The organism is Dietzia sp. DQ11-71, assembly GCF_014144995.1.
Lineage (GTDB): Bacteria > Actinomycetota > Actinomycetes > Mycobacteriales > Mycobacteriaceae > Dietzia > Dietzia kunjamensis.
Genome location: NZ_JAALDT010000009.1, coordinates 1 through 26,761 on the forward strand (window position 1 = coordinate 1; position 26,761 = coordinate 26,761).

Annotated in this window: 28 protein-coding genes and 1 tRNA gene; 26 read left to right on the forward strand and 3 right to left on the reverse strand. The window is 70.1% G+C overall.

Going from position 1 to position 26,761, the window contains the following annotated elements:
• The 25 genes from G6023_RS00355 to G6023_RS00475 form a co-directional block, all read left to right on the forward strand.
• On the forward strand, positions 1–735 hold a 735-nt coding region (locus G6023_RS00355; protein WP_182633796.1), incomplete at its 5' end, for a hypothetical protein.
• Positions 736–764: 29 nt separating this feature from the next.
• A complete protein-coding gene (locus tag G6023_RS00360; protein WP_182633797.1) occupies positions 765–995 on the forward strand; it encodes a hypothetical protein in 231 nt (76 codons plus the stop codon).
• A 20-nt stretch (positions 996–1,015) separates the two neighbouring features.
• Entirely contained in the window at positions 1,016–2,356 is a 1,341-nt protein-coding gene (gene hisD / locus G6023_RS00365; protein ID WP_096905593.1) for a histidinol dehydrogenase, read from the forward strand.
• A complete protein-coding gene (locus tag G6023_RS00370; RefSeq protein WP_096905592.1) occupies positions 2,353–3,492 on the forward strand; it encodes a histidinol-phosphate transaminase in 1,140 nt (379 codons plus the stop codon). Before hisD ends, G6023_RS00370 begins: the two co-directional genes overlap by 4 nt.
• The gene (hisB, locus tag G6023_RS00375) at positions 3,489–4,112 is read left to right on the forward strand and encodes an imidazoleglycerol-phosphate dehydratase HisB (protein ID WP_096905591.1); all 624 of its coding nucleotides are present in this window, start codon (positions 3,489–3,491) and stop codon (positions 4,110–4,112) included. The genes G6023_RS00370 and hisB overlap by 4 nt, the downstream gene beginning before the upstream one ends.
• A 7-nt stretch (positions 4,113–4,119) precedes the next feature.
• Positions 4,120–5,367: an MFS transporter gene (locus G6023_RS00380; RefSeq protein ID WP_182633798.1), complete on the forward strand. Its 1,248-nt coding sequence runs from the start codon at positions 4,120–4,122 to the stop codon at positions 5,365–5,367.
• Entirely contained in the window at positions 5,364–6,029 is a 666-nt protein-coding gene (gene hisH / locus G6023_RS00385; protein WP_182633799.1) for an imidazole glycerol phosphate synthase subunit HisH, read from the forward strand. The genes G6023_RS00380 and hisH overlap by 4 nt, the downstream gene beginning before the upstream one ends.
• Positions 6,030–6,051: 22 nt before the next feature.
• Positions 6,052–6,303, forward strand: coding sequence for a hypothetical protein (locus G6023_RS00390; protein ID WP_119191828.1), 252 nt, complete (start codon positions 6,052–6,054; stop codon positions 6,301–6,303).
• Complete coding sequence (priA, locus tag G6023_RS00395) at positions 6,303–7,058, forward strand: bifunctional 1-(5-phosphoribosyl)-5-((5-phosphoribosylamino)methylideneamino)imidazole-4-carboxamide isomerase/phosphoribosylanthranilate isomerase PriA (protein ID WP_182633800.1); 756 nt, start codon at positions 6,303–6,305, stop codon at positions 7,056–7,058. The genes G6023_RS00390 and priA overlap by 1 nt, the downstream gene beginning before the upstream one ends.
• Before the next feature lie 65 nt (positions 7,059–7,123).
• The gene (locus tag G6023_RS00400; RefSeq protein ID WP_159148050.1) at positions 7,124–8,038 is read left to right on the forward strand and encodes an inositol monophosphatase family protein; all 915 of its coding nucleotides are present in this window, start codon (positions 7,124–7,126) and stop codon (positions 8,036–8,038) included.
• Positions 8,039–8,045: 7 nt separating this feature from the next.
• Positions 8,046–8,819: an imidazole glycerol phosphate synthase subunit HisF gene (hisF, locus tag G6023_RS00405; RefSeq protein WP_182633801.1), complete on the forward strand. Its 774-nt coding sequence runs from the start codon at positions 8,046–8,048 to the stop codon at positions 8,817–8,819.
• Positions 8,816–9,169 (forward strand): phosphoribosyl-AMP cyclohydrolase, encoded by a 354-nt coding sequence (gene hisI, locus G6023_RS00410; RefSeq protein WP_119191825.1) that lies wholly within the window; start codon positions 8,816–8,818, stop codon positions 9,167–9,169. The genes hisF and hisI overlap by 4 nt, the downstream gene beginning before the upstream one ends.
• 5 nt (positions 9,170–9,174) lie before the next feature.
• The gene (locus G6023_RS00415; RefSeq protein WP_182633802.1) at positions 9,175–9,354 is read left to right on the forward strand and encodes a tautomerase family protein; all 180 of its coding nucleotides are present in this window, start codon (positions 9,175–9,177) and stop codon (positions 9,352–9,354) included.
• Entirely contained in the window at positions 9,351–10,892 is a 1,542-nt protein-coding gene (locus G6023_RS00420) for an anthranilate synthase component I (protein ID WP_182633803.1), read from the forward strand. Before G6023_RS00415 ends, G6023_RS00420 begins: the two co-directional genes overlap by 4 nt.
• On the forward strand, positions 10,889–11,536 hold the full coding sequence (locus G6023_RS00425; protein WP_347570685.1) for a TIGR02234 family membrane protein: 648 nt from the start codon (positions 10,889–10,891) through the stop codon (positions 11,534–11,536). Before G6023_RS00420 ends, G6023_RS00425 begins: the two co-directional genes overlap by 4 nt.
• 97 nt (positions 11,537–11,633) lie before the next feature.
• On the forward strand, positions 11,634–12,446 hold the full coding sequence (gene trpC, locus G6023_RS00430; protein WP_067714103.1) for an indole-3-glycerol phosphate synthase TrpC: 813 nt from the start codon (positions 11,634–11,636) through the stop codon (positions 12,444–12,446).
• A 66-nt stretch (positions 12,447–12,512) separates the two neighbouring features.
• The gene (gene trpB / locus G6023_RS00435; protein WP_069390397.1) at positions 12,513–13,808 is read left to right on the forward strand and encodes a tryptophan synthase subunit beta; all 1,296 of its coding nucleotides are present in this window, start codon (positions 12,513–12,515) and stop codon (positions 13,806–13,808) included.
• Positions 13,805–14,596: a tryptophan synthase subunit alpha gene (gene trpA, locus G6023_RS00440; protein ID WP_120285877.1), complete on the forward strand. Its 792-nt coding sequence runs from the start codon at positions 13,805–13,807 to the stop codon at positions 14,594–14,596. Before trpB ends, trpA begins: the two co-directional genes overlap by 4 nt.
• The gene (gene lgt / locus G6023_RS00445) at positions 14,593–15,501 is read left to right on the forward strand and encodes a prolipoprotein diacylglyceryl transferase (RefSeq protein WP_182633804.1); all 909 of its coding nucleotides are present in this window, start codon (positions 14,593–14,595) and stop codon (positions 15,499–15,501) included. Before trpA ends, lgt begins: the two co-directional genes overlap by 4 nt.
• Positions 15,502–15,547: 46 nt before the next feature.
• Positions 15,548–16,966 carry a pyruvate kinase gene (pyk, locus tag G6023_RS00450; protein WP_120285878.1) on the forward strand — a complete coding sequence of 473 codons (1,419 nt, stop codon included), beginning with the start codon at positions 15,548–15,550 and terminating at the stop codon, positions 16,964–16,966.
• Between the two features lie 174 nt (positions 16,967–17,140).
• Positions 17,141–17,854: a M23 family metallopeptidase gene (locus G6023_RS00455; protein WP_082923784.1), complete on the forward strand. Its 714-nt coding sequence runs from the start codon at positions 17,141–17,143 to the stop codon at positions 17,852–17,854.
• A 140-nt stretch (positions 17,855–17,994) separates the two neighbouring features.
• Positions 17,995–19,080 carry an S-(hydroxymethyl)mycothiol dehydrogenase gene (locus G6023_RS00460; protein ID WP_159148041.1) on the forward strand — a complete coding sequence of 362 codons (1,086 nt, stop codon included), beginning with the start codon at positions 17,995–17,997 and terminating at the stop codon, positions 19,078–19,080.
• On the forward strand, positions 19,077–19,736 hold the full coding sequence (locus tag G6023_RS00465; protein ID WP_172812117.1) for an MBL fold metallo-hydrolase: 660 nt from the start codon (positions 19,077–19,079) through the stop codon (positions 19,734–19,736). Before G6023_RS00460 ends, G6023_RS00465 begins: the two co-directional genes overlap by 4 nt.
• Positions 19,737–19,787: 51 nt before the next feature.
• On the forward strand, positions 19,788–22,535 hold the full coding sequence (locus G6023_RS00470) for a cation-translocating P-type ATPase (RefSeq protein ID WP_182633805.1): 2,748 nt from the start codon (positions 19,788–19,790) through the stop codon (positions 22,533–22,535).
• Positions 22,536–22,616: 81 nt separating this feature from the next.
• Positions 22,617–23,066 carry an SRPBCC family protein gene (locus G6023_RS00475; protein ID WP_182633806.1) on the forward strand — a complete coding sequence of 150 codons (450 nt, stop codon included), beginning with the start codon at positions 22,617–22,619 and terminating at the stop codon, positions 23,064–23,066.
• A 51-nt stretch (positions 23,067–23,117) separates the two neighbouring features.
• Here G6023_RS00475 and G6023_RS00480 read toward each other — a convergent pair whose 3' ends face one another.
• The 3 genes from G6023_RS00480 to G6023_RS00490 form a co-directional block, all read right to left on the reverse strand.
• Entirely contained in the window at positions 23,118–24,908 is a 1,791-nt protein-coding gene (locus tag G6023_RS00480; protein ID WP_182633807.1) for an MDR family MFS transporter, read from the reverse strand.
• A complete protein-coding gene (locus G6023_RS00485; protein WP_182633808.1) occupies positions 24,905–25,375 on the reverse strand; it encodes a MarR family winged helix-turn-helix transcriptional regulator in 471 nt (156 codons plus the stop codon). The genes G6023_RS00480 and G6023_RS00485 overlap by 4 nt, the downstream gene beginning before the upstream one ends.
• Positions 25,376–25,539: 164 nt before the next feature.
• Positions 25,540–25,616 (reverse strand) — tRNA-Leu (locus tag G6023_RS00490).
• Between the two features lie 79 nt (positions 25,617–25,695).
• Between G6023_RS00490 and G6023_RS00495 the strand changes: the two genes are divergently transcribed.
• A partial coding sequence (locus G6023_RS00495; protein WP_347570686.1) for a 5'-3' exonuclease occupies positions 25,696–26,761 on the forward strand: 1,066 nt, incomplete at its 3' end.

The window sequence follows — 26,761 nt, forward strand, 5'->3', positions numbered from 1 at the left end:
ACCCCGCCGGCGGCCCCCACCGCCGTCCCGCCGGCACCGAGCGCGCCGATCGACCTGTCCTCGGTTGTCGAAGGGGTGTCCGGCACCGCCGGTATCGCCGTGTCGCCGGTCGGCGGAGGGGACGTGCAGACGGCGGGCGAGTGGAGGACGGGTGTGGCGTGGTCGACCATCAAGGTCCCGCTGGCCGTCGCGGTGGCCCGCACCGACCCGCAGGCGCTCGAGAATGCGGGCACCGCGATCACTCTCTCGGACAACCAGGCCGCCGAGCAGCTGTGGAACGCGCTCGGCGGCGGAACAGCCGCGGCCTCGGCCGTGGGGGCGGTCCTGGTCGACGGCGGGGACGTCACCACACAGGTGCCGGCGGTCCGGGCCCGTGCGGAGTATTCGGTCTTCGGTCAGACCCGGTGGGCGCTGACCGATCAGGCCCGCTTCGGTGGTCGGCTGCCCTGCGTGCGGTCCGCCGGGCGGGTCCTGGAGCTCATGGGCCATGTCTCGCCCGATCAGCGCTGGGGTCTCGGTCGGATCCCCGGGGGCCGGTCCAAAGGCGGCTGGGGCCCGGGGGAGAGCGGCGGATACCTGGTCCGCCAGTTCGGGATCGTGCCGGTCGCCGGAGGGGACGTGGCCGTCGCGATAGCGGTCGATGCTCCGTCCTTCGAGGCCGGGACGGCGGACCTGTCGACGATGGCGGACGCCCTCGCGCCGCTGCTGCCCTCGATCCCGGGCGGAGCCTGCTGACCCGCACGTGCGGGAGCCTTGTCACGACCGTGGCGACCGACACGAAAGAAGACAAGGTCGCCTGTCGGTTCGTCGCTCCCGACCTCGTAGTGCTTGCGGGTGAGCAGCATCGACAGCAGGCGAATCCCGGTGCGGTCGACCAGGGCCCTTACGCGGAGGCCGGGTCCGGCAACACCCGCGAGGGTGGCGTGACGATGTCGCCGTGGCAGCCGCACCTAGACTGGGTCAGGGCCGTCGACCGGGTGGTCGCCGTCCCGTGACCCGAAGGAAAGGCCACACCATGCTCTCCCGCATCGACCTGCGCGGTCGCTCACTCGGCACGGCCGAGTTGCGGCGCACACTCCCGCGCGGCGCCGCCGACGTCGACTCTGTCGTCGACACCGTCCGCCCGGTGGTCGAGGCGATCCGCGAGCACGGGGCCCCGGCCGCACTCGAGTACGGCGAGAAGTTCGATTCGGTCCGTCCGGCGTCGGTGCGGGTCCCGGCCGAGGTCATCGCCCGGGCGGTCGACGAGTTGGACCCTGACGTCCGAGCCGCGCTGTCCGAGGCGATCCGTCGTGCCCGCATCGTCCACTCAGCGCAGCGCCGCGGTGACACCGTCACCGAGGTCGCCCCCGGGGGGTTCGTCACCGAGCGGTGGGTGCCGGTCGAACGCGTGGGCCTCTACGTTCCCGGCGGCAAAGCCGTCTACCCCTCCAGCGTCATCATGAACGTCGTACCGGCGCAGGTCGCCGGGGTCGGGTCGCTGGCAGTGGCCTCTCCGCCCCAGGCGGATTCCGGTGGCTGGCCGCACCCGACCATTCTCGCCGCGTGCTCACTGCTCGGGGTCGAGGAGGTCTGGGCGGTGGGCGGCGCCCAGGCCGTGGCGTTGCTCGCGTATGGCGGTCAGGACACGGATGACTCCGTTCTCGAGCCCGTCGACATGGTCACCGGGCCCGGCAACGTGTACGTCACCGCCGCCAAGCGCCTGTGCCGCAGCGTCGTGGGCATCGACTCCGAGGCGGGCCCCACCGAGATCGCCATCCTCGCGGATGACACCGCCGACCCGGTCCACGTCGCGTACGACCTCATCAGCCAGGCGGAGCACGACCCGAACGCCGCGAGCGTCCTGGTCACCCACTCCGAGACGCTGGCGGACGCCGTGGACCGCGAGATCGAGTCGCGCTACGAGGTGACCCTCAACTCGGACCGGGTGCGCGAGGCGCTCGAGGGTCCGCAGTCGGGCATCGTCCTGGTGGACGATATCGAGGCCGGTCTGCGGGTGGTCGACGCCTACGCAGCCGAGCACCTCGAGGTCCAGACCCGCAATTCCGCAGCCGACGCCGCCCGCGTGCGCAATGCCGGCGCGATCTTCGTGGGCGCCTACTCGCCCGTCCCGCTCGGGGACTACGCGGCGGGGTCCAACCACGTCCTGCCCACGTCCGGTACGGCGCGACACTCGTCGGGGTTGAGCGTGCAGACCTTCCTCCGGGGGATCCATGTCGTCGACTACGACCAGGCCGCCCTCAAGGAGATCGCGCCGACCGTAGTCGCACTCGCTGACGCCGAGCGGCTGCCCGCGCACGGTGAGGCCGTACGGGCCCGGTTCGAGGACCTCGGCGCGGGAGAGGACGGACGATGACCGATTCCCCACGTCCCGGAGTCGGGCTCGGCGCCCTCCCGCTGCGGGAGAATCTCCGCGGACAGAGCGCCTACGGGGCCCCGCAGCTCGAGGTCCCCGTACAGCTCAACACCAACGAGAACCCACACCCGCCCAGCGCGGAACTGGTCGCCGACATCGCCGGCGCCGTCGCCGCAGCCGCCGAAGACCTCAACCGCTATCCCGACCGCGACGCCGTCGCACTGCGCACCGACCTGGCCTCGTACCTGACCCGCCAGACCGGCGTCGATCTGGACGTGGACATGGTCTGGGCCGCCAACGGTTCCAACGAGATCCTGCAGCAGCTGCTGCAGGCGTTCGGCGGGCCCGGGCGCAGCGCCATGGGCTTCGTCCCCAGTTACTCGATGCACCCGATCCTCGCGGCCGGAACCGATACCGAGTGGATCCCGGTGGATCGCGGGTCCGACCTGTCCATCGATATCGCCGCTGCGGTGGCGGCGATCGAGGAGCACCGGCCGGACGTGGTGTTCGTCACCACGCCCAACAACCCCACGGGGCACGTGGTCGACCTCGACGACCTGCGACGCCTGCTCGACATGGCCCCCGGCATCGTGGTGGTGGACGAGGCGTACGCGGAGTTCTCGCCGTCCCCGAGCGCCTGCACCCTGCTCGCCGACTATCCGACCAAGCTCGTCGTGTCGCGGACCATGAGCAAGGCGTTCGCCTTCGCGGGTGGCAGGCTCGGCTACTTCGCGGCCGACCCGTCCTTCGTCGAGGCCGTACTGCTCGTACGGTTGCCCTACCACCTGTCGATGATCGCGCAGGCCGCTGCCCGTGCGGCGCTTCGTCACGCCGACGAGACGTTGGCCTCCGTCGCGCTGCTCGCCGGGGAACGCAAGCGCGTCACCGCCGGGCTGGAGGAGCAGGGCTTCGAGGTGCTTCCCAGCGAGGCCAACTTCGTGCTCTACGGGCCGTTCGTGGACGCGACGCGCGCGTGGCGGCGTTATCTGGACGCTGGCGTGCTGATCCGCGACGTGGGCATCCCGGGTCGACTTCGTGCGACCATCGGGCTCGAGCACGAGAATGATCGGCTGCTGCGGGTGAGCGCCGAATTGGCGGTCGACGAGATCGAGACCCGAACCGAGGAGAAGCGATGAGTGAACAGACCGCGCGGCGGGGTCGTGTCGAGAGGTCGACCAGGGAGTCGTCGATCGTCGTGGAGATCGACCTCGACGGGACGGGCCGGTCCGACATCTCGACCGGGGTGCCGTTCTTCGACCACATGCTGACGGCCTTCGGGCAGCACGGTGCCTTCGACCTCACCGTGCGCGCGACCGGTGACAGCGAGATCGAAGCGCACCACACGGTGGAGGACACCGCGATCGTCCTGGGACAGGCGCTCGCGCAGGCCCTCGGCGACAAGCGCGGCATCCGCCGCTTCGGTCAGTGTTCCCTGCCCATGGACGAGACGCTCGCCGAGGCGATCGTCGACGTCTCCGGACGGCCCTACTTCGTCCACACCGGTGAGCCCGAGATGATGGTCGGCTACGTCGTGATCGGTCACGACAGCGCGCCCTACGGCACGGTGCTCAACCGGCACGTGTTCGAGACCCTCGCCTACAACGCCCGGATCGCGTTGCACGTCCGCGTGCACTACGGCCGCGATCCGCACCACATCACCGAAGCCGAGTACAAGGCGGTCGCGCGTGCTCTGCGCGCAGCCGTCGAGCCGGACCCGCGGATCACCGGCATCCCCTCGACCAAGGGCGCGCTGTGATGCCGGCGTGACCCCGCGCGTCCACACCCCGGGGGCCTTCTCGAAGCTGGCGCGTACCCCCGGGGTCCCGGCCGCGTTCGTCCTGGTCCTGCTCGCCTTCGGCGGGTTCTCCCTGCTGCTGCCCGTGGTGCCGCTCGCCGTGGTCCGTGGCGGCGGGAGTGAGTTCGTCGCGGGCGCCACCACCGGCGTGTTCATGACGGTGACCGTCCTGTTCCAACTCGCCACCCCGAGAGTCACGGCCGCGATCGGCTATCGCTGGGTACTGGGGATCGGCAGCGCGCTGCTCGGTCTCCCCTCGGGTCTGCTCGCCCTGTTCGACGGCCCGTTCGCGGTATTGGCGATCAGTGGAGTGCGAGGCGCAGGATTCGGCATGATGACCGTCGCCGGCTCGGCTCTGGTGGCAGAACTCGCGCCACCCGGCATGCTCGGTCGGGCGACGTCACTGATCGGACTCGCCGTCGGCATCTCCGAAGCCATCTTCCTGCCGGTCGGCCTGTGGCTGCTCGACCTCTTCGGCCTGCCCACGGTGGCCTGGGCGGCCACCGGGTTCGGCGTCGTGGGACTGGTCGCCGCCGCCCGCCTGCCTCACGTGTTCCCGAGCCCCCCGGGGGAGTCGGACCAGTCGGCGCTCGGCGCCAGGAAGGTCGTTCTCCTCCTGGCCGGGCCGTTCCTGGTCATGGTGGCGGTGACCCTGCCCTACGGAGCAGCGGCGTCGTTCCTGTCACCCGCGTTGGATTCCATCGTCTCCGAAAGCGGTGCGGTCGTCGCCGGCGTGGGACTCGGACTGTTGGGCGCCGGTGTCATCGTCGGCCGTACCGTCGCCGGGCTCATCTCGGACCGGCGTGGACCGGGCGCACTGGTCTGGCCGGGTCTCGGGGTGGCGGCACTCGGAATGCTCGGCATCGCCGGGTTGTTGACGATGGAGGTGAACCCCTGGTGGTTCCTCGTCCCGACCGTCGTCTTCGGTCTCGGGTTCGGAGCCGTCCAGAACGAAGCCCTGGTCGCGTCGTTCGAACGGATGCCGCGCTCGCGCCTGGGGACGGCGTCCGCGTCGTGGAACATCTCCTTCGACGCCGGCACCGGTCTCGGATCCGTCGTCATGGGCGGGTTCGCCGGCTTCGGCTACGTCGTGCTGTTCACCGTGGCGGCCGGGGTCGTCCTCGCGGTGGGCGGCCCGGCGGCGGTGGGCGCCCGACGCACCAGGCACACGCGCGATCTGACCCTGACCGACACCGGCGATAAGGTGAACCAATGACGACTTCCGCCACACGGGTAGCACTCCTGGACTACGGCTCGGGAAACCTGCGGTCCGCGCACCGTGCGCTCGAGCGGGTCGGCGCCGAGGTCGAGCTCACCTCGGATCCCCGCGTCGCCAGCGAGGCGGAGGCGTTGGTCGTGCCGGGGGTCGGCGCGTTCGCCGCCTGCATGAAGGGCCTCGAAGCGGTCAAGGGCCCCCGGATCATCGGTGAGCGTCTCGCCGGCAGTCGGCCCGTCCTGGGTATCTGCGTCGGCATGCAGGTCATGTTCGAGCGAGGCACCGAGTTCTCGGACGGGGAGCACGAGGACTCCCCGGGGGTCCCCGGGTGCGGTGAGTGGCCCGGCGTGGTGGAGAAGCTGCACGCACCCGTGCTGCCGCACATGGGCTGGAACACCGTCGAGGCGCCGGCGAACAGCGTCCTGTTCGCCGGCATGCCCGCCGATGAGCGGTTCTACTTCGTCCACTCCTACGGCGTGCAGCGCTGGGAGATGGAGCCGTCGGATCACCTCCGAGCCCCCGACGTCACCTGGGCCGAGCACGGCACCAGGTTCATCGCGGCTGTGGAGAACGGCCCGCTGTCGGCCACTCAGTTCCACCCCGAGAAATCGGGCGACGCGGGACTGCAGCTCCTCGAGAACTGGATCCGTTCTGTCCGATAGGGGTGAGGGGGACCGGGCCCCGGTGTCCTTCGCCGTGCTCGCCTTGGGGGTGGCCGGGGCGGGAGTACTCGGTCTCGCGCTGACCGCGATCGCGGTGGCCGTGGTCCCCGTGCCGCCGGTCGGCAAGGCCGTCGTCGCACTGGTCGGGCTGCTCCTGTCGGTCGCCGCGATGGGTCTGGTGTCCAACCGCATCACCGATCGCGCGATCCGCGCCGAGTACGGCGAGGAGCCCGGCGGGCAGGCGGAGCGCCCCGGTGACGACGGACTAGGCTGATGGCCGTGACCAACGCCAATTACCTCGAACTCCTGCCGGCCGTCGACGTCGCAGACGGTCAGGCCGTCCGTCTCGTCCAGGGGGAGGCCGGGACCGAGACCTCGTACGGGGCCCCGCTCGACGCGGCGCTGCAGTGGCAGCGTGACGGTGCGGAATGGGTGCATCTCGTGGACCTCGATGCCGCATTCGGCCGGGGCTCGAATCGCGACCTCCTCGCCGAGGTCGTGGGGGCGCTCGACGTCAAGGTCGAGATGTCCGGTGGCATCCGCGATGACGACTCGCTCGAGGCCGCCCTGGCCACCGGCTGTGCGCGCGTGAACCTCGGTACGGCCGCGTTGGAGAACCCGGAGTGGTGTGCCTCGGCCATCGCCCGTCACGGTGATCGCATCGCGGTGGGACTCGACGTGCGGGTGGTCGACGGCGAGCCCAGGCTGCGTGGTCGCGGATGGGTCTCCGACGGCGGCAACCTCTGGGAGGTTCTCGAGCGTCTGGACGCGGACGGCTGCGCCCGGTACGTCGTCACCGACGTGTCCAAGGACGGCATGCTGAACGGGCCCAACCTCGAGATGCTCTCGCAGGTGTGCGCGGCCACCGACGCCCCCGTGGTGGCGTCGGGAGGTGTCTCCTCTGTCGCGGACCTCGAGGCCATCGCCACGCTGGTGCCGCAGGGCGTGGAGGGCGCGATCGTCGGCAAGGCGCTCTACGCGGGCCGGCTCACCCTTCCCGAGGCGCTCGCCGCCGTCAGCCGACGCTGACCACGCGGCCTCGTGACCGCCAGGTAGCTTCCCGACCCCGCATGACCTCGAGCAGGAGGCCCGAGATGGACCATCAGACCGGAAATGCCCTGCCGACGGACCTCCCCGTCGACCCGACCGAGGCGCTCGCACTGGCGACGCGCGTGCTCGACGAGGTGACTCCTCGCTTCGTCGAGGGGGTCGGCGCGAAGGGCATCCAGAACAAGGGATCGCGCAACGACTTCGCGACCGAACTGGACCTCGAGTTGGAGCGCCGTATCTCGGAGGCCCTGAGGGAGGGGACAGGGCTCGAGGTGCACGGTGAGGAGTACGGCGGTCCGCCCGTCAACGAGGGCACGCTCTGGGTGGTCGACCCCGTCGACGGCACGGCCAACTACTCGTTGGGCATCCCGACCGCCGGCATCCTGGTCTCGTTGGTCCACGAGCGTCAGCCGGTGCTGGGGCTGACCTGGTTGCCGCTGCTGGGGATGACGTTCACCTCGATCGCGGGGGGACCGCTCAAGGAGAACGGCGCGGAGGTCTCGCAGATCCCCGACGTCTCCATCCGTGACGTCGCACTGGGGCTGGGTTCCCTCAACACCGGTGCCCGCACGACCTACCCTCCGGCCTATCGCCGCGAGGTCTTCGAGCAGCTCACGCTCGACGCGGCCCGGACCCGCAAGTTCGGCTCCACCGGGGTCGACCTGTCTTTCGTCGCCTCGGGGCGACTGTCGGCGGCGGTCAGCTTCGGCAACTTCGCGTGGGACAACGCGGCCGGCGCCTCCCATGTCCGCGCAGCGGGTGGTGTGGTCACCGACCTCACGGGGGAGCCCTGGTCCACCGACTCCCAGTCCATCCTCGCCGCGGGCCCGCGAGCCCACGCGGAGGTCCTCGACACGATCCGTCAACTCGGCGAGCCGAGCAACTTCTTCGAGGCCGGGCGACGGCGCGCCACTCCGGAACCCGAGAGCCCCCGTCCGTGGCTCCAGGGCGGGCGGTGACCGGATCATGACACTCGCCACCAGGGTCATCCCGTGCCTCGACGTGGACGCCGGCCGCGTGGTCAAGGGCGTCAACTTCCTCGACCTCCGCGACGCGGGTGATCCCGTGGAGTTGGCCGCCGCCTATGACGAGCAGGGCGCCGACGAGCTGACCTTCCTCGACGTGACCGCGTCGTCGTCGGGTCGCGGGACCATGATCGACGTGGTCAAGCGCACCGCCGAGCAGATCTTCATCCCGCTCACCGTGGGAGGAGGCGTGCGTACCGAGGAGGACGTCAACCAGTTGCTGCGGGCCGGCGCGGACAAGGTGAGCGTCAACACCGCCGCCATCGCCCGCCCCGAGCTGCTCGGCGAGCTCAGTCGACGATTCGGCTCGCAGTGCATCGTCCTGTCCGTGGACGCGCGGACCGTACCCGAGGGGTCCGAGCAGACCCCGTCGGGATGGGAGGTCACCACGCACGGTGGTCGCCGCGGTACCGGCATCGACGCCGTCGAGTGGGCGCGGCGCGGGCAGGAGCTCGGCGTGGGCGAGATCCTGCTCAACTCGATGGACGCCGACGGCACCAAGGCGGGTTTCGACCTGGCGATGGTGAAGGCGGTCCGCGAGGCGATGTCGATACCCGTCATCGCCTCGGGCGGTGCCGGTGCGGTCGAGCACTTCGCTCCGGCGGTCCACGCCGGGGCCGACGCCGTCCTCGCGGCCAGTGTCTTCCACTTCGGGGAGATGACCATCGGCGACGTGAAGGACGCGCTCGCGGCAGAGGGGATCACGGTCCGATGAGCGCCCACGTCCTGGATCGTTCGATCGCCGAGAGGCTGTCGCGCAACGCCGACGGCCTCGTCGCCGCGGTCGTGCAGGACGCGACGTCGGGCAGGGTGCTCATGATGGCGTGGATGGATGACGCCGCGCTGGCGGAGACGCTGGCGACCCGGCGGGGTGTGTACTACTCCCGCTCGCGTGGGCAACGGTGGGTCAAGGGGGAGACCTCCGGCCACGTGCAACACGTGCGTCGCGTGGAGATCGACTGCGACGGAGACACCGTCCTGCTCCATGTCGACCAGACCGGCGCGGCCTGCCACCGGGGCACCACCAGCTGTTTCGACACCGCAACCCTGCTCGGAGAGGACTGAACGGCGTGCCCTTCATCCAGATCAACCAACTCGACGGGATGGCCGCGGCGGACAAGGCCCGCGTCATCGAGGCGGTCACGGCCGCGTACGCCGAGGCCTCGGGCAAGGACCCGGCGAAGGTGTGGGTCCACGTCCACGACATGCCGCACGATTCCTTCGGGATCGGCGGCAAGGCCTTCGGATGAGCACCGAGACGACCACGTTCGAACAGTTCCGCGCGCTCGCCGCGGGCCACCGGGTCGTGCCGGTGGTGCGCACGGTGTTGGCGGATTCCGAGACCCCGTTGTCCGCGTACGTCAAGCTCGCCGGCGACCGACCGGGGACGTTCCTGCTGGAGTCGGCGGAGCACGGGCGCTCGTGGTCGCGGTGGTCGTTCATCGGCTGTGGGGCGGCCGCCGCGTTGACCGTCGACGGCTCGGGCGAGGCGACGTGGTGGGGCAACGTGCCCGCGGGCGCGCCCACCGGCGGTGACCCGCTGGACGCGCTCCGGAGGACACTCGACCTGTTGCGCACCGATCAGATCCCGGGACTGCCCCCGTTGACGTCGGGGATGGTCGGTTACCTCGGGTACGACATCGTGCGCCGGCTCGAGCGGATCCGGCCCGACACCGTCGACGACCTGCAGGTGCCGGAGATGGTCCAGTTGCTGGCCACGGATCTGGCGGCGTTCGATCACCACGAGGGTCGCATCCATCTCATCGCCAATGCCGTCAACTGGGACGGCAGCGACGAGCGGGTCGAGCAGGCCTACGCGGACGCAGTGGCCCGGGTCGATTCGATGACGGCGCGGCTCGCCGACCCGGGGACGGGGGGCGTGAGCGTGTTCGACACCCCCGCCCCCGACGTGCGTCGCTGCACCGACGAGGCGACGTACCACGCGCGGGTCGCCGACATCATCGAGCAGATCTACTCAGGCGAAGCCTTCCAGGTGGTGCTCAGTCAGCGGTTCGAGGTCGACACCGCCGCCTCGCCGCGCGACGTCTACCGGATCCTGCGCACCACCAACCCGAGTCCGTACATGTTCCTCATGACGATCCCGGACGGTAGCGGGGAGGACGGGTTCGGCGGTACCGCCTTCACCATCGTGGGATCGAGCCCGGAGGCGTTGGTGACCGTCCAGGACGGGGCGGCGACGACCCATCCGATCGCGGGGACCAGACCGAGAGGCGACGACGACGAGCACGACGTCCTGCTCGCCAAGGACCTGGTGGATGACGCCAAGGAGAACGCCGAACACCTGATGCTGGTCGATCTCGGTCGCAACGACCTCGGCCGGGTCTGCGTGCCGGGCACGGTGGATGTGACCGAGTTCCGCCAGGTCGAGCGCTACAGCCATGTGATGCACCTCGTGTCCACGGTGACCGGGCGCCTGGCCGACGGGCAGACGGGCATCGACGCCGTGACCGCGTGTTTCCCGGCCGGCACACTGTCCGGATCGCCCAAGCCCCGCGCTCTGCAGATCATCGAGGACCTCGAGGACACGCGACGCGGTGTCTACGGGGGCGTGGTCGGCTACGTCGATTTCGCCGGCAACACCGATCAGGCCATCGCGATCCGGTCGGCCGTGATCAAGGACGGCACGGCCTACGTCCAGGCGGGTGCCGGCATCGTCGCCGATTCGGTGGCCGCCTCGGAGGACGCGGAGTGCCGCAACAAGGCGATGGCGGTCCTGCGGGCCGTCGCCGCCGCGGAGACACTGCGCGACGCCGGGGAGGGCCGGTGACCCACCGCGCCCGTCTGCTGGTCCCCGTCGTGCTGTTGGTGGTGGGGGCGGCGCTGCTGTGGGTCGCCTCGCGGATGGTGTGGCTCGACGTGGTGGCCTTCAACGACCAGTCGGGAGAGGGCCGACGGGCCCTGACCGGAGCGGACTGGCAACCCGCCCTCGTCCCGCTCGCACTGGGCGCGCTGGCGGCGATCGCCGCTGTGGCACTGGTCCGAGGTGCCGCCGCGCGAGCGGTGGGCGCCGTTATCGCACTGCTCGGCGTGGCCGCCGGGGGCCTGATGGCGATGTCGGTTGGGGAGGTCGACGCCGACCGGGTCCACTCGGTGATCACGAGTGACGAGGGCCTGGCCCGGACCGATGCCGGGCCGGGTTCCGAGGGCGCGGAGGCGATCCCTCAGTGGTCGGAGATCACCGAGTTGTCGACCCGGCCCGCGGGACCCGTGATCACCGGCGCGGGGGCCGTCGCCCTGCTGGCGGCGGGGATCGTCGTCCTCGTCAGCCCGGCCCGCCCGGTGCGCCGCGACGATCGGTACGTGACCCCGGCGGCCCGGCGGGAGAGTGCGGCGACCGGACCGGACCCGGAGGACGACGCCGGGCGGGATCTGTGGCAGGAACTGGACGACGGACGGGATCCGACCGGCTGACCGGGTCGGGGTGGTCCCGATTCGGGAACCCCGGCCGGGACCTCTATTGTTGATCTCGATCACACTTTCCGCCCTACGACTGCAGAGGGAGGTCACGGTGGGTACCGTGCTCGACTCGATTCTCGACGGGGTCCGTGAGGACGTCGCGGCCCGTGAGGCCGTCATCGATATGGCGGCCGTGAAGAAGGCGGCCCAGTCGGCGCCGGACCCGCTCGACGCGCTCAAGGCGTTGCGCGATCCCGGGGTGGGCGTCATCGCCGAGGTCAAGCGAGCCAGCCCGTCCAAGGGCGCCCTGGCCGAGATCCCCGACCCCGCCGTCCTGGCCCGGATGTACGAGGAGGGCGGGGCGCGCGTCATCTCCTGCCTCACCGAGGAGCGCCGTTTCAACGGCAGCCTGGCCGATCTCGACGCGGTCCGCCGCGCGGTCGACATCCCGGTTCTGCGGAAGGACTTCGTGGTGGGGCCGTACCAGATCCACGAGGCGCGGGCGCACGGCGCGGATCTGATCCTGCTCATCGTGGCCGCGCTCGAGCAGGACGCCCTGGTGTCGCTCCTCGATCGCACCGAGTCGCTGGGTATGACGGCGTTGGTGGAGGTCCACACCGAGGAGGAGGCCGACCGCGCGCTGGAGGCCGGAGCCACGGTCATCGGTGTCAACGCCCGCAACCTCAAGACACTCGAGGTCGACAGGGACGTGTTCTCCAGGATCGCGCCCGGGCTCCCGTCCGACGTCGTCAAGATCGCCGAGTCTGGGGTCCGGGACGCCTCGGACCTCCTGGCGTACGCCAGCGTCGGGGCGGACGCCGTGCTCGTGGGCGAGGGACTGGTGACGCAGGGCGACCCGCGGGCGGCCTGCAACGCCCTGGCCACGGCCGGTGCCCACCCGTCCTGCCCGCAGGGACCCCGCTAGTCCGGTGCCGCCGGCTTCCGGCAGACTGGGGACGTGAACTCCAAGGATTTTCCGACACTGCCCACCATGGGAGAGGTGCTCCGGTCCACCACCGGACATGAGCCCGACCAGCGGGGCCACTGGGGGCCGTTCGGCGGCCGTTACGTCCCCGAGGCGCTGATGGCGGTGGTCGACGAGGTGACCGACGCCTACGCCAAGGCCCGGGCGGACGACGAGTACCTCGACGAGCTCGACCGGTTGCAGCTCCACTACTCGGGTAGGCCGTCGCCGTTGTACGAAGCGACGCGGTTCGGTGCGGAGATCGGTGCGCGGGTGTTCCTCAAGCGCGAGGACCTCAACCACACGGGCTCCCACAAGATCAACAACGTCCTCGGCCAGGCGCTGCTCGCGCAGCGGATGGGCAAGAAGCGGGTGATCGCGGAGACCGGCGCCGGTCAGCACGGGGTGGCCACGGCGACGGCGTGTGCCCTCCTCGGCCTCGAGTGCAAGGTCTACATGGGCGCGGTGGACGTGCGCAGGCAGGCGCTCAACGTGGCGCGGATGCGGTTGCTCGGTGCCGAGGTCGAGGCCGTGGAGATCGGTTCGGCCACGTTGAAGGACGCGATCAACGAGGCGATGCGGGACTGGGTCGCCCACGCGGACGACACCTATTACGCGTTCGGTACCGCGGCCGGGCCGCACCCCTTCCCGACGATGGTCCGCGACTTCCAGCGCGTCGTCGGCGCCGAGGCCCGGGTGCAGATCCTCGATCAGGCCGGTCGGCTGCCGGACGCCGCCGTGGCGTGCGTCGGCGGTGGTTCCAACGCGATCGGGTTGTTCCATTCGTTCATCGACGACGAATCGGTTCGTCTGGTCGGGTGCGAGGCCGGGGGTGACGGCGTGGGGTCCGGACGCACCGCGGCGACCGTCAACGCGGGGACGCCCGGGGTCTTCCAGGGTTCGTACGCCCATCTCATGCAGGACTCCGACGGGCAGACGATCGAGTCCCATTCGATCTCGGCGGGCCTGGACTACCCGGGTGTCGGGCCCGAGCATTCGCGCCTGGCGGAGATCGGGCGGGCCGAGTACCGCCCGATCACGGATACCCAGGCCATGGACGCGTTCGCTCAGTTGTGCCGCACCGAGGGCATCATCCCCGCCATCGAGTCGGCGCACGCGATCGCCGGTGCCGCGCAGCTCGCCGCGGAGGGCGTGGACCTCATCCTGGTCAACGTCTCCGGTCGCGGCGACAAGGACGTCGACACCGCCGCCCGGTGGTTCGGCCTGTTGGACGGGGGGACCCCGCCCGAGGCCGGGGTGGATTCGAGCCAGGGCGCCGACGACGGCGCGGGCGAGTTCGCGGACGGAGGAGTCGAGGGATGAGCGTTCTCAGTGACGTGTTCGAGCGGTGCCGGAGCGAGGACCGGGCCGCGCTCATCGGCTACTACCCGGCGGGTTACCCGACTCTCGAGGGGTCGATCGACGCCGTGCGCACGATGGTCGAGGGCGGATGCGACATCGTCGAGGTCGGCATCCCGTACTCCGATCCCATGATGGACGGGCCGACCATCCAGGCCGCCGCCGACACCGCGATCGAGGCCGGGTTCCGCGTGGCGGACACCTTCGAGGTGGTCCGCGCGGTCGCCGCAGCCGGTGCGGTCCCCGTGGTCATGACCTATTGGAACCCGGTGCTCCAGTACGGTGTCGACCGTTTCGCCGCCGACCTCGCCGCCGCCGGCGGTACCGGCGTCATCACGCCCGACCTCATCCCGGACGAAGCCGAGGACTGGATCGCCGCGTCGGACGCCCACGGAATCGACCGGGTGTTCCTCGTCGCGCCGTCGTCGACCCCCGAGCGACTCGCGATGACGCTCTCCAACACGGGCGGTTTCGTCTACGTCCAGGCCGTCATGGGAGTCACCGGCGCCCGGGACGTCGTCTCGGACGCGCCCCGGACCCTCACCGCGCGGGTCCGTGAGATCTCCGGCCTCGCCTGTGGGGTCGGGCTGGGGGTGCGCAACGGTGAGCAGGCGGCCGAGATCGCCTCGTACGCCGACGGCGTGATCGTCGGGTCGGCACTCATCACGGCGGCGACCGAGGGGCTCGACGCCCTCGGGAGGCTGACCGCCGAGTTGGCCGAGGGCGTCCGCCGGCGCGGGACCGGGTCGTGATCCCCAGCCCTCCCCAGGGCGTCTGGGAGATCGGTCCGTTCCCCCTGCGTGCGTATGCCCTGTGGATCATCCTCGGCATCGTCGTCGCCATCTGGTGGGGCGAGAAGCGCTGGGTCGCCCGTGGCGGCCGGGCCGGCGTGGTGATCGACACGGCGCTGTGGGCGATCCCCTTCGGCCTGATCGGCGGACGGATCTACCACGTGGCCACCGATTGGTACCGCTACTTCGGAGAGGGCCGCGATCCCGTCGACGCGTTGAAGATCTGGGATGGCGGCCTGGGCATCTGGGGCGCGGTCGCGTTCGGCGCTCTCGGCGCCTACATCGGTCTGCGCCAACAGGGCATCCGGGCGCTGGGGGCGCTGGGCGACTCGATCGCCCCCGGCATCGTGTTGGCACAGGGGATCGGCCGACTGGGCAACTACTTCAACCAGGAGCTCTACGGCCGCGAGACCGATGTGCCCTGGGCGCTGGAGATCTACCAGCGTTACGACGAGTCCTACGGGTACTCGGAGACGATCGGGCGGTCGACCGGCCAGGTGCTGGCGACCGTTCACCCGACATTCCTCTATGAGCTGCTGTGGAACGTTCTCGTGGCGATCGCGGTGGTGCTGATCGACCGGCGGTTCCGCCTGGGCCACGGTCGGCTCTTCGCCCTCTATGTGGCGTTGTACTGCTTCGGTCGCTTCTGGGTGGAACTGCTGCGCGCGGACGCCGCCACAGAGGTGTTCGGACTGCGTATCAACACCATCGTCTCCCTCGTGGTCATGCTCGCCGCGCTGGTGTATCTCTGGCGGGCCCGCCGCGGCCGGGAGGAGGCCTCTGACCTGCGGGCGCCGGACGACGTCGGGGACGACCCGGCGGAGGGTGGTCCCGCGGGCGACGCACCCCCGTTGGCTGGTCGTTGACCTCGGGTTAACCGGGTGGCCGGTCGAGGGGACTAGATTGGTACGAGTGAATCGTCGTACCAAGATCGTCTGCACCCTGGGTCCCGCCGTCGCGTCGGAGGAAGGCATCCGAGAGCTGGTCGACGCGGGGATGGATGTCGCCCGCCTCAACTTCAGCCACGGAGAGCACGCCGACCACGAGGCCAACTACCGATGGGTCCGCAAAGCCTCCGACGAGTCCGGCCGGGCCGTCGGCGTCCTCGCGGATCTGCAGGGCCCCAAGATCCGGCTCGGCCGCTTCATCGAGGGCCGGCACGAGTGGGCGGAGGGCGACCGTGTCGTCATCACCGTCGCGGAGGTGGAGGGCACCAAGGATCGCGTCTCGACCACCTACAAGGGGCTGGCGAACGACGCCCGCCCGGGTGACCGCCTCCTCGTCGACGACGGCAATATCGGACTGACCGTCGAGCAGGTTGACGGGGACGACGTCCACTGCGTGGTGACCGAGGGCGGGACCGTCTCCAACAACAAGGGCGTGTCCCTGCCGGGCATGAACGTCTCGGTCCCCGCGTTGAGCGAGAAGGACATCGCCGACCTCCGGTTCGCCCTCGGCCTGGGGGTGGACTTCATCGCGCTGTCGTTCGTGCGGTCGCCGGCGGACGTCGACCTCGTGCACGAGGTGATGGACGAGGTGGGCATCCACGTTCCCATCATCGCCAAGCTCGAGAAGCCGGAAGCCGTCAAGAATCTCGAGTCCATCGTCCTGGCATTCGACGCCATCATGGTGGCCCGGGGCGACCTCGGCGTGGAGTTGCCGCTGCAGGAGGTGCCGCTGGTCCAGAAGCGTGCCATCCAGATCGCGCGCGAGAACGCCAAGCCCGTCATCGTGGCCACCCAGATGCTCGAGTCGATGATCACGAACTCCCGGCCCACCCGGGCCGAGGCGTCCGACGTGGCGAACGCCGTCCTCGACGGGGCGGACGCGGTGATGCTCTCGGGGGAGACCTCCGTCGGCAAGTACCCGATCGAGACCGTACGCACGATGTCGTCCATCGCACTCGCGGTGGAGTCGGACTCCACGGCCGCGCCGGATCTGGTGCACATCCCACGGACCAAGCGCGGTGTCATCTCCTACTCCGCCCGCGAGATCGGTGAGCGGCTGGGGGCGAAGGCGCTCGTCGCGGTCACCTCGACGGGGGATACGGTGCGGCGGCTCGCCCGTCTGCACAGCCACCTGCCGCTCATCGCCATCACCAGCGACCCCCGTATCCGCAGCCAGCTGGCGCTGACGTGGGGGACCGAGACCTTCCTCACCGACCGCGTCAACGACACGGCGGAGATCGTCAAGGTCACCGACGAGATGCTGCTCCCGCTCGACGGGTACAACGAGGACGACCTGATCGTGCTCGTCGCGGGGAACGTGCCGGGCGTCGAGGGGTCGACCAACTTCATCCTCGTCCACCGGATGGGCGAGGTCGACCACTGATCACCATCGGATAACAACCGACAGGCGCCGGTGAGCAAGCCGCTCACCGGCGCTTTCGTCTGTGTTCGTGCCTTTGACGTGACAGAGTCGAGACACTTCTGTTACCTTCTTGGAGTCGACCGGGGAAGCCGGTCACGTCCCTGCTTCACCCGCTCCAGTCTCCGAGGTTCCCTGATGTCCGACGCCACTCGCATTTCCTACGCCGAGCTCGCCGATCGACTCGGCGTCGAGGGCACCGGCGCGACCGCCGGGCGCCACCGCGCCGCCCGCTCGTCCAACATGGGCCGCCTCGTGGCCGGCACCGTCGCCGGCGCCGCCCTCTCCGGCGGCATGGCCATGGCCGCCGCCCCCGCAGCCTCCGCCCAGTCCGCCGAGATCAACGCCGACCAGCTGACCGAGATGGCGCAGGGCGTCATCCAGGGCATCGGCCTCACCGAGGACCAGCTTCGGGAGTACGCGATCGACCCGGCTGTGTTCGGCTCGCTCGGTGTCCCCTCCGTCGGTGGCGCCCACGCCCCGACCTACGGTCCGATCACCTCCGGCTTCGGCCCCCGTTGGGGAACGTTCCACAACGGCACGGACTTCGGTGCACCGATCGGGACCCCGATGTTCGCCGCCAAGTCCGGCACCGTCGTGGCTGCCGGCCCGGCCTCCGGGTACGGCCTGTGGATCCGGATCCAGACCGACGACGGCCACCTGCTCGAGTACGGACACAACGACCAGAACCACGTCTCGGTCGGCCAGCGGGTCAACGCCGGGCAGGTCATCGGAACGGTCGGAAACCGCGGCTACTCCACCGGGCCGCACCTGCACTTCGGCGTGCGCAATCCGGCCGGCCAGTGGATCGACCCGGTGCCGTGGCTCCGCGCCAACGGCGTCGCCGTCTGATCGATCGACGCCCCCGACACGCACCCGTCGCGCCCCGTCTCCCCTCGAGGAGGCGGGGCGCGACCGCGTTGACGGGCCACGTGTCGGGCCTTTCTGACACAGTGGGGCGAGAGAGTCCACCACCAGTCGAGAGGCGATCCATGTCGCAGACCGTCAAGGGCGTCATTGCCCGTAGCAAGGGGGCCGAGGTCGAGTTGGTCGACGTCGTCGTCCCCGATCCCGGACCGAACGATGTCATCGTGCGGGTGCAGGCGTGCGGCGTCTGCCACACGGACCTGGCGTACCGGGACGGCGGGATCAACGACGAGTACCCGTTCCTGTTGGGCCACGAGGCCGCGGGCATCGTCGAGACCGTCGGTGACCGGGTCACCCATGTCGCCGAGGGCGACTACGTCGTCCTCAACTGGCGCGCGGTGTGCGGTGAGTGCCGGGCCTGCAAGAGGGGCCAGCAGCAGTACTGCTTCGCCACCCACAACGCGTCCAAGAAGATGACGCTGAGCGACGGCACCGAGCTCACCCCCGCGCTCGGCATCGGCGCGTTCATCGACAAGACCCTCGTCCACGAGGGGCAGTGCACCAAGGTCGACCCAGCGGCGGACCCGGCGGTCGCCGGACTGCTCGGATGCGGTGTCATGGCCGGCATCGGCGCGGCCGTCAACACCGGCCAGGTCAGCCGTGGCCAGTCCGTCGCCGTCATCGGGTGCGGTGGAGTCGGTGTCGCCGCGGTCGTGGGCGCCCGACTTGCGGGCGCCTCGACGATCATCGCGGTCGATATCGACGACACCAAGCTCGAGTGGGCCAAGGACTTCGGTGCGACCCACGCGGTCAATTCGACCTCGACCGATCCGGTGGCCGCTATCCAGGAGCTCACGGACGGCGTCGGCGCCGACGTCGTGATCGACGCCGTCGGTCGGCCGGAGACGTACGAGCAGGCCTTCTACGCGCGTGATCTCGCCGGGACCGTGGTCCTGGTGGGCGTGCCCACGCCGGAGATGCGGTTGGAGTTGCCGCTGCTGGACTTCTTCGGCCGTGGTGGCTCGCTCAAGTCGTCCTGGTACGGCGACTGTCTGCCCGAGCGCGATTTCCCGATGCTCGTGGATCTGCATCTGCAGGGTCGGCTCCCGCTCGAGAAGTTCGTCTCCGAGCGGATCGGCATCGACGCCGTCGAGGCGGCGTTCGACGCGATGAAGTCCGGTTCCGTCCTCCGATCGGTGGTGACGATGTGAGCGAGATCCACACCAGCGCCGGGCACGCCGGCGGTCTGCGCATCGAGAAGGTCGTCACGAGCGGCATCTTCGCGCTCGACGGCGGCGAGTGGGAGGTCGACAACAACATCTGGATCCTCGGGGACGACTCCGAGGTGTACGTGATCGACGCCGCGCACACTGCCCAGCCGATCATCGACGCGGTGGCGGGCCGCCGGGTCAAGGGCATCCTGTGTTCGCACGCCCACAACGACCACATCACTGTGGCGCCGGAACTGTCGGAGAAGCTGGATGCGCCGATCCTGGTGCACCCGGGTGACCAGATGCTGTGGGACGAGACCCACCCCACCGTCTCCCACGGCGAGCTCTCCGACGGGCAGCGTCTGGAGATCGCGGGTACCCGCATCGACGTGATGAACACGCCCGGGCACTCACCGGGATCGTGCGTGTTCCACGTTCCCGAGGCGGGCGTGTTGTTCTCCGGCGACACCCTGTTCTCCGGCGGACCGGGGGCGACGGGCCGCTCGTACTCGGATTTCCCGACCATCATCACCTCCATCCGCGAGCGCATCCTCACGCTGCCCGCGGAGACGCTGGTGCACACCGGTCACGGTGACGGGACGAAGGTCGGGGACGAGTCCCCGCACCTCGAGGAGTGGATCGCCCGAGGGCACTGAGACCGCCGCCGTGGGCGCGGGGAGGACTGACGCGGGGGAGGGGCCGGGGAGATGACGACGACGAGGACGCCCGCAGAGTCCGGTCCTCCCACTCCGTGGCACACCCTCGCGCCCGCGGAGGTGTTGTCCCGCCTCGGTGCGGGCCCGGACGGGCTCACCAGCGCCGAGGCGGGCGCCCGTCTCGTCCGGCACGGGCCCAACACCTTGCCCGAGGCCGAGCGGGTTCCCGGGTGGCGGCGGGTGGTGAGGCTGCTGGCGGACCCGATGATCCTCGTGCTCGCGGTCGCGGCTGCGGTGAGCGCGGGGGTGTCCCGGGAATGGGAGACCCCCGTGGTCATCCTGCTGGTGGTCGCACTGAACACGATCCTCAACTACGTCCAGGAGACCCGTGCCGAGGCCGGTCTCGCAGCCCTGCGCGATATGTCGGTCCCGCACAGCCGGGTGGTGCGGGACGGCGTGGAGGCCGAGACCGACAGCAGTGGGCTCGTCCCGGGCGACATCGTGGTGGTGGAGTCCGGAGACAGGGTCCCCGCCGACGGCCGGGTGCTCTCCGGATCCCGGTTGCAGGTGGCCGAGGCGACGTTGACCGGGGAGTCGGCCCCGGTAGACAAGGCCGCGGGAGCGGTACAGGGCGTCGACGCGCCTCTCGGAGACCGCGCTGGCATGGTGTTCATGAACACGGAGGTCACCCGGGGCCGGGCGCGCATCGTGGTGACCGGTACCGGTGAACACACCGAGATGGGCGCGATCGCGGACCTGCTGGGCGGTGCGGGCGCCGGTCCGACGCCGCTGCAGAAACGGATCGGTACGCTCGCCCGCGTCCTCACCGGGATCGCGCTGACCGTGGTGGGACTGGTCCTCGCGATCGGGCTCGTGCGCGGTCAGTCCTGGGAGGACATGCTCCTGTCCGCGGTCTCCCTGGCGGTGGCCACGATCCCGGAGGGGCTCACGGCGGTCGTGGCGTTCACGCTCGCGATGGGTGCCTCGCGCCTCGCCCGCGAGGGAGCGATCATCAAGAACCTCGCCGCCGTCGAGACACTCGGTTCGACGAGCCACATCGCGACGGACAAGACCGGGACCCTCACCCTCAACGAGATGACCGTCACGCGGATCGTCGCGGGCGGCGGGTCGTACTCCGTGACCGGGACCGGATACGACGGGGCCGGGACCGTCCTGTCGTCCGACCCGGACGTCGTACCGGACCTGAGACGGGCCGCGGTGGCCATGGCGTTGTGCAACGACGCGATCGTCGCCGACGGGCGACTGGTCGGAGATCCGACCGAGGGCGCACTGTTGGTGGCGGCGACCAAGTGCGGGATCGACGTCGAGGGGCTGCGCGCCGCCCGTCCGCGGGTGGCCCAGGTCCCGTTCGACTCGGCGTACAAGTTCATGGCGACGGTCAACCGCGCACCGGGTGGAGACCTCGTCCTCCACGTCAAGGGTGCCACCGGTGCCGTCCTGCCTCGCGCCACGCACGTCTGGGACGGGGCGACGGCGGTGGAGCTCGACGACGAGCGGCGTGGAGCGTTGCGCGCGGACACGGAGGGGCTCGCCGCGTCCGGCCTGCGCACGCTGCTCGTGGCCGCCCGGCCTTTCGGCGACGGTGACGGACCACCCGACGAGGACTCTCTGCTCGGCGAGGTCCGCGACCTGACAGTGCTCGCGGTGCTGGGGATCGTCGACCCACCGCGGCCACGCGCCGCCGAGTCGATACGCATCGCCCACCAGGCGGGCATCTCGGTGCACATGATCACCGGTGACCACCTGGTCACGGCCTCGGCCATCGCCCGCGACCTCGGTATCGGCGGGGAGGCGGTGAGCGGTGTCGATCTGGACCGCATCGACGCCGAGGAGCTGTCCGCCCGGGCCGCTCGCCTCGGCGTGCTGGCCCGCGTGACCCCCGAGCACAAGATCCGGATGGTGCGGGCCCTCCAGGCTGACGGGGACGTGGTGGCGATGACGGGAGACGGTGTGAACGATGCGCCCGCCCTGCGTCAGGCCGACATCGGGATCGCCATGGGGATCACTGGTACCGACGTGTCCAAGGGCGCGGCGGACATGGTGCTCACCGACGACAACTTCTCGACGATCGTCTCCGCGGTGCGCCAGGGGCGGGGGATCTACGACAACATCGTCAAGTTCGTGAAGTTCCAGCTCACCACCGCGTGGGCGTTCGTGATCGTCTTCTTGGCGAGTGGTCTGTTGGGGCTGGCGACGGTGCCGTTCACCGCGCTGCAGGTCTTGTTGGTCAACATCGTCATGGACGGCCCGCCGGCGATGGCCCTGGGTGTCGAGCCGGTGGAGAAGGATGCCATGCGCAGGCCTCCGCGTCCGGCCGGCGAACAGATCCTCACTCCGACGCGCTTGGTGCGGATCCTCTGGCTGGGCGTCGTGATGGCCGTGGGTACCCTTCTCGTGCTGGCGTCCGCCGAGGCGGTGTTCCCCGATCGAGCAGGGGAACCGCTGTTCGCCACCACGTTGGCGTACGCGACGTTCGTCTTCTTCCAGGTGTTCAACCTGATGAATGTTCGATCCGACCACGGCTCGGTGTTCTCCCGCGACATGGCGCACAACGCCCCGATCTGGGTCGCGCTGGGCGCGGTGCCGCTGCTGCTGATCGCGGTGGTCCAGGTGCCGTTCCTGCAAGGCGTCTTCGACACCACCTCGCTCCGCGCCGACGAATGGCTGCTGGCCACCGCGGTGGCGTCGTCGATCCTCTGGCTGGAGGAACTGCGCAAGGCCGGCGCGAGATGGCGTACGCGACGGGCCGGTGCGTCGGGCAGGATGGACGTGGTCTGACGCGCCCACCCGAGGGCGCCGCCACCACCGCGTCAGGTAGCGGGCGCGACACGGTCGGACCGACGAGGAGGAGTCATCATCATGGCCAGGGTCACCGCCAGCAACACCATCGTCATCGAGGCGCCCGTCGAGGCCGTGAGCGCGGCGATCGCCGACTACGCGCAGGTCCGGCCCCGCATCCAGCCCGAGCAGTTCAGCGCCTACCGCCTGATCCAGGGTGGACAGGGGGACGGCACCGTCGCGGCGTGGAACCTCCAGGCCACCAAGAAGCGAAGCCGGGACGTCAAGGCCAACGTCACTGTCGACGACGCCGCCGCGCACTGGTCACTCGTGGAGAAGGACGAGAACTCGTCCATGGCCACCACCTATACGGTGCGCGAGGCGACGGGGGGCGCGCTCGTCGAGATGACCACCTCGTGGGACGGCGCCGGGGGAGTGGGTGGATTCTTCGAGCGGACCTTCGCGCCGGCCGGGCTCAAGCGCATCCAACACGCCCTGCTGTCCAATCTCAAGGACGACCTCGAGGGGTAGCCGACCGGGCTCCGACCGGGCTCAGTCCGACCGGGCTCAGTCCGACCGGACTCAGTCTGGCCGGTCCGCCGAGCGGGAGCGGTCCGCCGAGGGACTCGTCGTAGTCGCGGTGGCGGACTCGGCCGCCTCGACATCCGTCCCCGTGGGCGCGGCCGCCGCGGCCGCCTCGCGCGCGGCCTCGGCCTGTGCCGAGCCGGTCCGGAGCATGATCTGCGGCATGAACACCAGGATCACCGAGGCGGCCACGGCGAGGATGCCGGCCACCAGATAGATCTCGGACATGCTCAGTGCGTAACCCTGCTCGAAGGGGTGGGCGACCAGCTCGGGAAGCCGGTTGATCACCGAGGAGTCCTTGGTGACCGTTTCCAGTGCCCCCGCGCCGGTGGTCGGGTCGGCGAGGGCCCGGACGATCCCGTACGCGTCGGGATCCTGCCGCAGGGCGGGGTCGGCGAGGCCCTCCTGAACACCGCGGGCGAGGCTACCGTCGGCGGCGGCCTGCTCTAGTTCGCCCGAGATGGAGCCACCGACGCGGCTGAAGAGAATTGACAGGAACACCGCGACGCCGGCGGTGCCACCGAGCTGACGGAAGAAGGTGGCCGACGCGGTGGCCACACCGATCTCCCGCGGACTCACGGCGTTCTGGACGATCAGGGTGAGCGGCTGCATGCAGTTGCCGAGCCCGATGCCCAACACCAGCATGTAGACCATCACCAGCGTCAGCGACGTGTCGGCATCGATCGTCCACAGCAGGAACAGGCCGACAGCGGCCACCGCCGTGCCGAAGATCGGGAACTCGCGGACACGACCGGTCCTGGAGATGAGCTGGCCCGACACGATCGAGGCACCCATCATCCCCGCGACCAGCGGGAGCATCATGAGTCCCGACTCCATGGGATCGGCTCCGTGCACGATCTGCATGTACAGCGGCAGCGTCATCATGCCGCCGAACATGGCCATACCCACGATCACGCCTCCGACCGTGACGAGTGCGAAGGTGCGGTCGCGGAACAGGCGGAGCGGGATGAGGGCCTGGTCGCCCGCGCGGGCCTCCACGATGAGGAAGAGCCCGATGCCGGCCAGCCCGACGACGTAGCAGCCGAGGGCGGCGGGGGAACCCCACCCCCAGGTGTTGCCTTGCTCGGCCACCAGCAGGAGAGGTACCAGACCGACAACTATAGCGGCGGCCCCCACCCAGTCCACGCGATGGTCGACCCGGACGTTCTTGACGTTGAGCGTGATCATCACGAGGGTCAGGGCCGCCGCGCCGATGGGGACGTTGATGAGGAAGATCCAGCGCCACCCGTCGATGCCGAAGATCGTGTCCGCCCCGGCGAAGAACCCGCCGATCACCGGCCCGAGGACCGACGACGACGCGAAGACCGCCAGCATGTAGCCCTGGTATTTGGCGCGGTCACGGGGCGGGATGATGTCGCCGATGATCGCGAGCGCCAGGGACATCAGTGCGCCGGCACCCAGTCCCTGGATGCCGCGGAAGACGGCGAGCATGTACATCGAGGTGGCGAGCGTGCAGAGCAATGAGCCGAACACGAAGATGACGATGCCGATCACGAAGAACGGCTTGCGTCCGTAGATGTCGGAGAGCTTGCCGTACAGGGGCGTCGAGATGGTGGACGTCATGAGATACGCGGTGGTGACCCACGCCTGGGCGTCCAGGCCCTGCAGGTCGTCGGCGATGGTGCGGATCGCCGTGCTCACGATGGTCTGGTCGAGGCTGGCCAGGAACATGGCGGACATGAGGCCGGCCAGGATGACGAGGATCTGGCGGTGCGTGAACTCACCGTCCTCGCCTGCATGGACCGAGGATGTCTTGGGAGCGGTCATCGGTTCTCCTCGGCGGATGTGAGAGAGCAGAGTTCGGCGTGGAGGGAGTCGGCCAATCGGGCGAGGTCCGCGATGAACGCGTCCGCCCGGTCCGGCGTCCAGTCCTCGAGGAGGCCGGCCATCCAGTCACCACTGCGCTCGAACACCTGGCTGACGAGATAGGTGCCCTCGGCGGTGAGTGTGACGAGGCTGGCACGTCCGTCATCGGGATCGGGGACCTTCGCGATGAGCCCGCGGGTCTCGAGTTGGCGGACCTGGCGACTCACCACCGATACGTCGGTGTGGACCCGGGCGGCCAGATCGGTGACCCGGGCCGGGCCGTCATGGATGGCGAACAGCAGCGGATGCGCGGACGGCTCGACGGCCTCGTCGTAGCGGGGCACCGAGAGGTTGACCGCACGCAGGAGTTTGACCACCCGCGAGAGGTCCACCACCAACCGGGCACCGCGTTCCGCGTCTATCGCCATATCCACTCCTCGAACCGATTGCTTGCAACAAGCAAATATTACGCGCGTAGCGGACCACCCCGCCACCGGGTGGCGCGCGGGTGGAGAGGGCGGAGGCGGTGATGAGGTGATGAAATGATGGGCTGATGAGAGGAATGCGAGCGGGTCTGACCTCGCTCGAGCGGTGGTGCCCCCGGTCGGACTCGAACCGACACTGGACGGGTTTTGAATCCGTTGCCTCTGCCAATTGGGCTACGGGGGCGAACACGGTGAACCGCTGGTCCGGAAGTCTAACCGACGACCGATGAGCGTCTGTCCGACGCCCGCCCTAGAGTGGCCGTGTGAGCACCACGAGTCAGACCGCAGAAGCCAACACCGCCCCCGGTTCGGGCGCCTCCTCCGGCGCCCCAGCGGGGGAGGGGCCCACCCGACTGCTGCTCCTGGACGGGCACTCACTCGCGTTCCGTGCGTTCTACGCGCTGCCGGCCGAGAACTTCTCCACGGCGTCCGGCCAGCACACGAACGCCGTGTACGGATTCCTGTCGATGGTCGCCAACCTGGTGACCGAGGAGGAGCCCACGCACCTGGCCGTGGCGTTCGACGTCTCCCGTGCGACGCTGCACCGCACGGCGGAGTACCCCGAGTACAAGTCCACCCGGTCGGCCGCGCCCGAGGAGTTCAAAGGGCAGGTCGAACTCATCCAGGAGGCGCTGGTGGCGTTGGGAGTGCGGACGCTGTCTCTGGAGGGCCACGAGGCCGACGACATCATCGCCACCCTCGCCACCCACTCGGGCGGCGCCGAGACGCTGATCTGCACCGGGGACCGCGACGCTCTGCAGTTGGTGTCCGACGAGGTCACCGTCCTCTATCCGGTCAAGGGCGTATCTGAGCTCGCCCGCTTCACACCCAGCGCCGTCGAGGCGAAGTACGGGGTGACCCCGGCCCAGTACCCGGATGTCGCGGCGCTGCGCGGTGACACCTCCGACAACCTCCCGGGCGTGCCCAAGGTCGGCGACAAGACCGCAGCCAAGTGGATCACGCAGTACGGCACCCTCTCGGAGCTCATCGCGCACGCGGACGAGGTCAAGGGCAAGGTCGGTGAGAGCTTCCGCGAGCACCTGCCCCAGGTGCAGCTCAACCGGCGGATCACCGAGCTCACGCGTGACCTGGACCTGGGCGTCGAGATCAGGGACCTCGTCCGCGCGACCCCGGAGCGTGCCGACGTCAACGCACTGTTCGACCGGTTGGAATTCGGCCCCCAGGCGCGCGACCGATTCCTCTCCGCCTTCCTGCCGGAGGGCGCCCCCCAGCCCGCCGCCGAGGTGGAGCTCGAGCAGGCCGCGGTGCTGCACGCCGGCGAGGTCTCCGACTGGCTCGCCGCCCATGCGCCGGCCGGGCAGCGGCACG

Excerpts from the sequence above, each read along its gene's own strand:
- hisD (WP_096905593.1), top strand. The coding sequence starts at position 1,016 with ATGCTCTCCCGCATCGACCTGCGCGGTCGCTCACTCGGCACGGCCGAG.
- G6023_RS00370 (WP_096905592.1), top strand. The coding sequence starts at position 2,353 with ATGACCGATTCCCCACGTCCCGGAGTCGGGCTCGGCGCCCTCCCGCTG.
- hisB (WP_096905591.1), top strand. The coding sequence starts at position 3,489 with ATGAGTGAACAGACCGCGCGGCGGGGTCGTGTCGAGAGGTCGACCAGG.
- hisH (WP_182633799.1), top strand. The coding sequence starts at position 5,364 with ATGACGACTTCCGCCACACGGGTAGCACTCCTGGACTACGGCTCGGGA.
- priA (WP_182633800.1), top strand. The coding sequence starts at position 6,303 with ATGGCCGTGACCAACGCCAATTACCTCGAACTCCTGCCGGCCGTCGAC.
- G6023_RS00400 (WP_159148050.1), top strand. The coding sequence starts at position 7,124 with ATGGACCATCAGACCGGAAATGCCCTGCCGACGGACCTCCCCGTCGAC.
- hisF (WP_182633801.1), top strand. The coding sequence starts at position 8,046 with ATGACACTCGCCACCAGGGTCATCCCGTGCCTCGACGTGGACGCCGGC.
- hisI (WP_119191825.1), top strand. The coding sequence starts at position 8,816 with ATGAGCGCCCACGTCCTGGATCGTTCGATCGCCGAGAGGCTGTCGCGC.
- G6023_RS00420 (WP_182633803.1), top strand. The coding sequence starts at position 9,351 with ATGAGCACCGAGACGACCACGTTCGAACAGTTCCGCGCGCTCGCCGCG.
- trpB (WP_069390397.1), top strand. The coding sequence starts at position 12,513 with ATGGGAGAGGTGCTCCGGTCCACCACCGGACATGAGCCCGACCAGCGG.
- trpA (WP_120285877.1), top strand. The coding sequence starts at position 13,805 with ATGAGCGTTCTCAGTGACGTGTTCGAGCGGTGCCGGAGCGAGGACCGG.
- G6023_RS00455 (WP_082923784.1), top strand. The coding sequence starts at position 17,141 with ATGTCCGACGCCACTCGCATTTCCTACGCCGAGCTCGCCGATCGACTC.
- G6023_RS00460 (WP_159148041.1), top strand. The coding sequence starts at position 17,995 with ATGTCGCAGACCGTCAAGGGCGTCATTGCCCGTAGCAAGGGGGCCGAG.
- G6023_RS00470 (WP_182633805.1), top strand. The coding sequence starts at position 19,788 with ATGACGACGACGAGGACGCCCGCAGAGTCCGGTCCTCCCACTCCGTGG.
- G6023_RS00475 (WP_182633806.1), top strand. The coding sequence starts at position 22,617 with ATGGCCAGGGTCACCGCCAGCAACACCATCGTCATCGAGGCGCCCGTC.
- G6023_RS00480 (WP_182633807.1), bottom strand. The coding sequence starts at position 24,908 with ATGACCGCTCCCAAGACATCCTCGGTCCATGCAGGCGAGGACGGTGAG.
- G6023_RS00485 (WP_182633808.1), bottom strand. The coding sequence starts at position 25,375 with ATGGCGATAGACGCGGAACGCGGTGCCCGGTTGGTGGTGGACCTCTCG.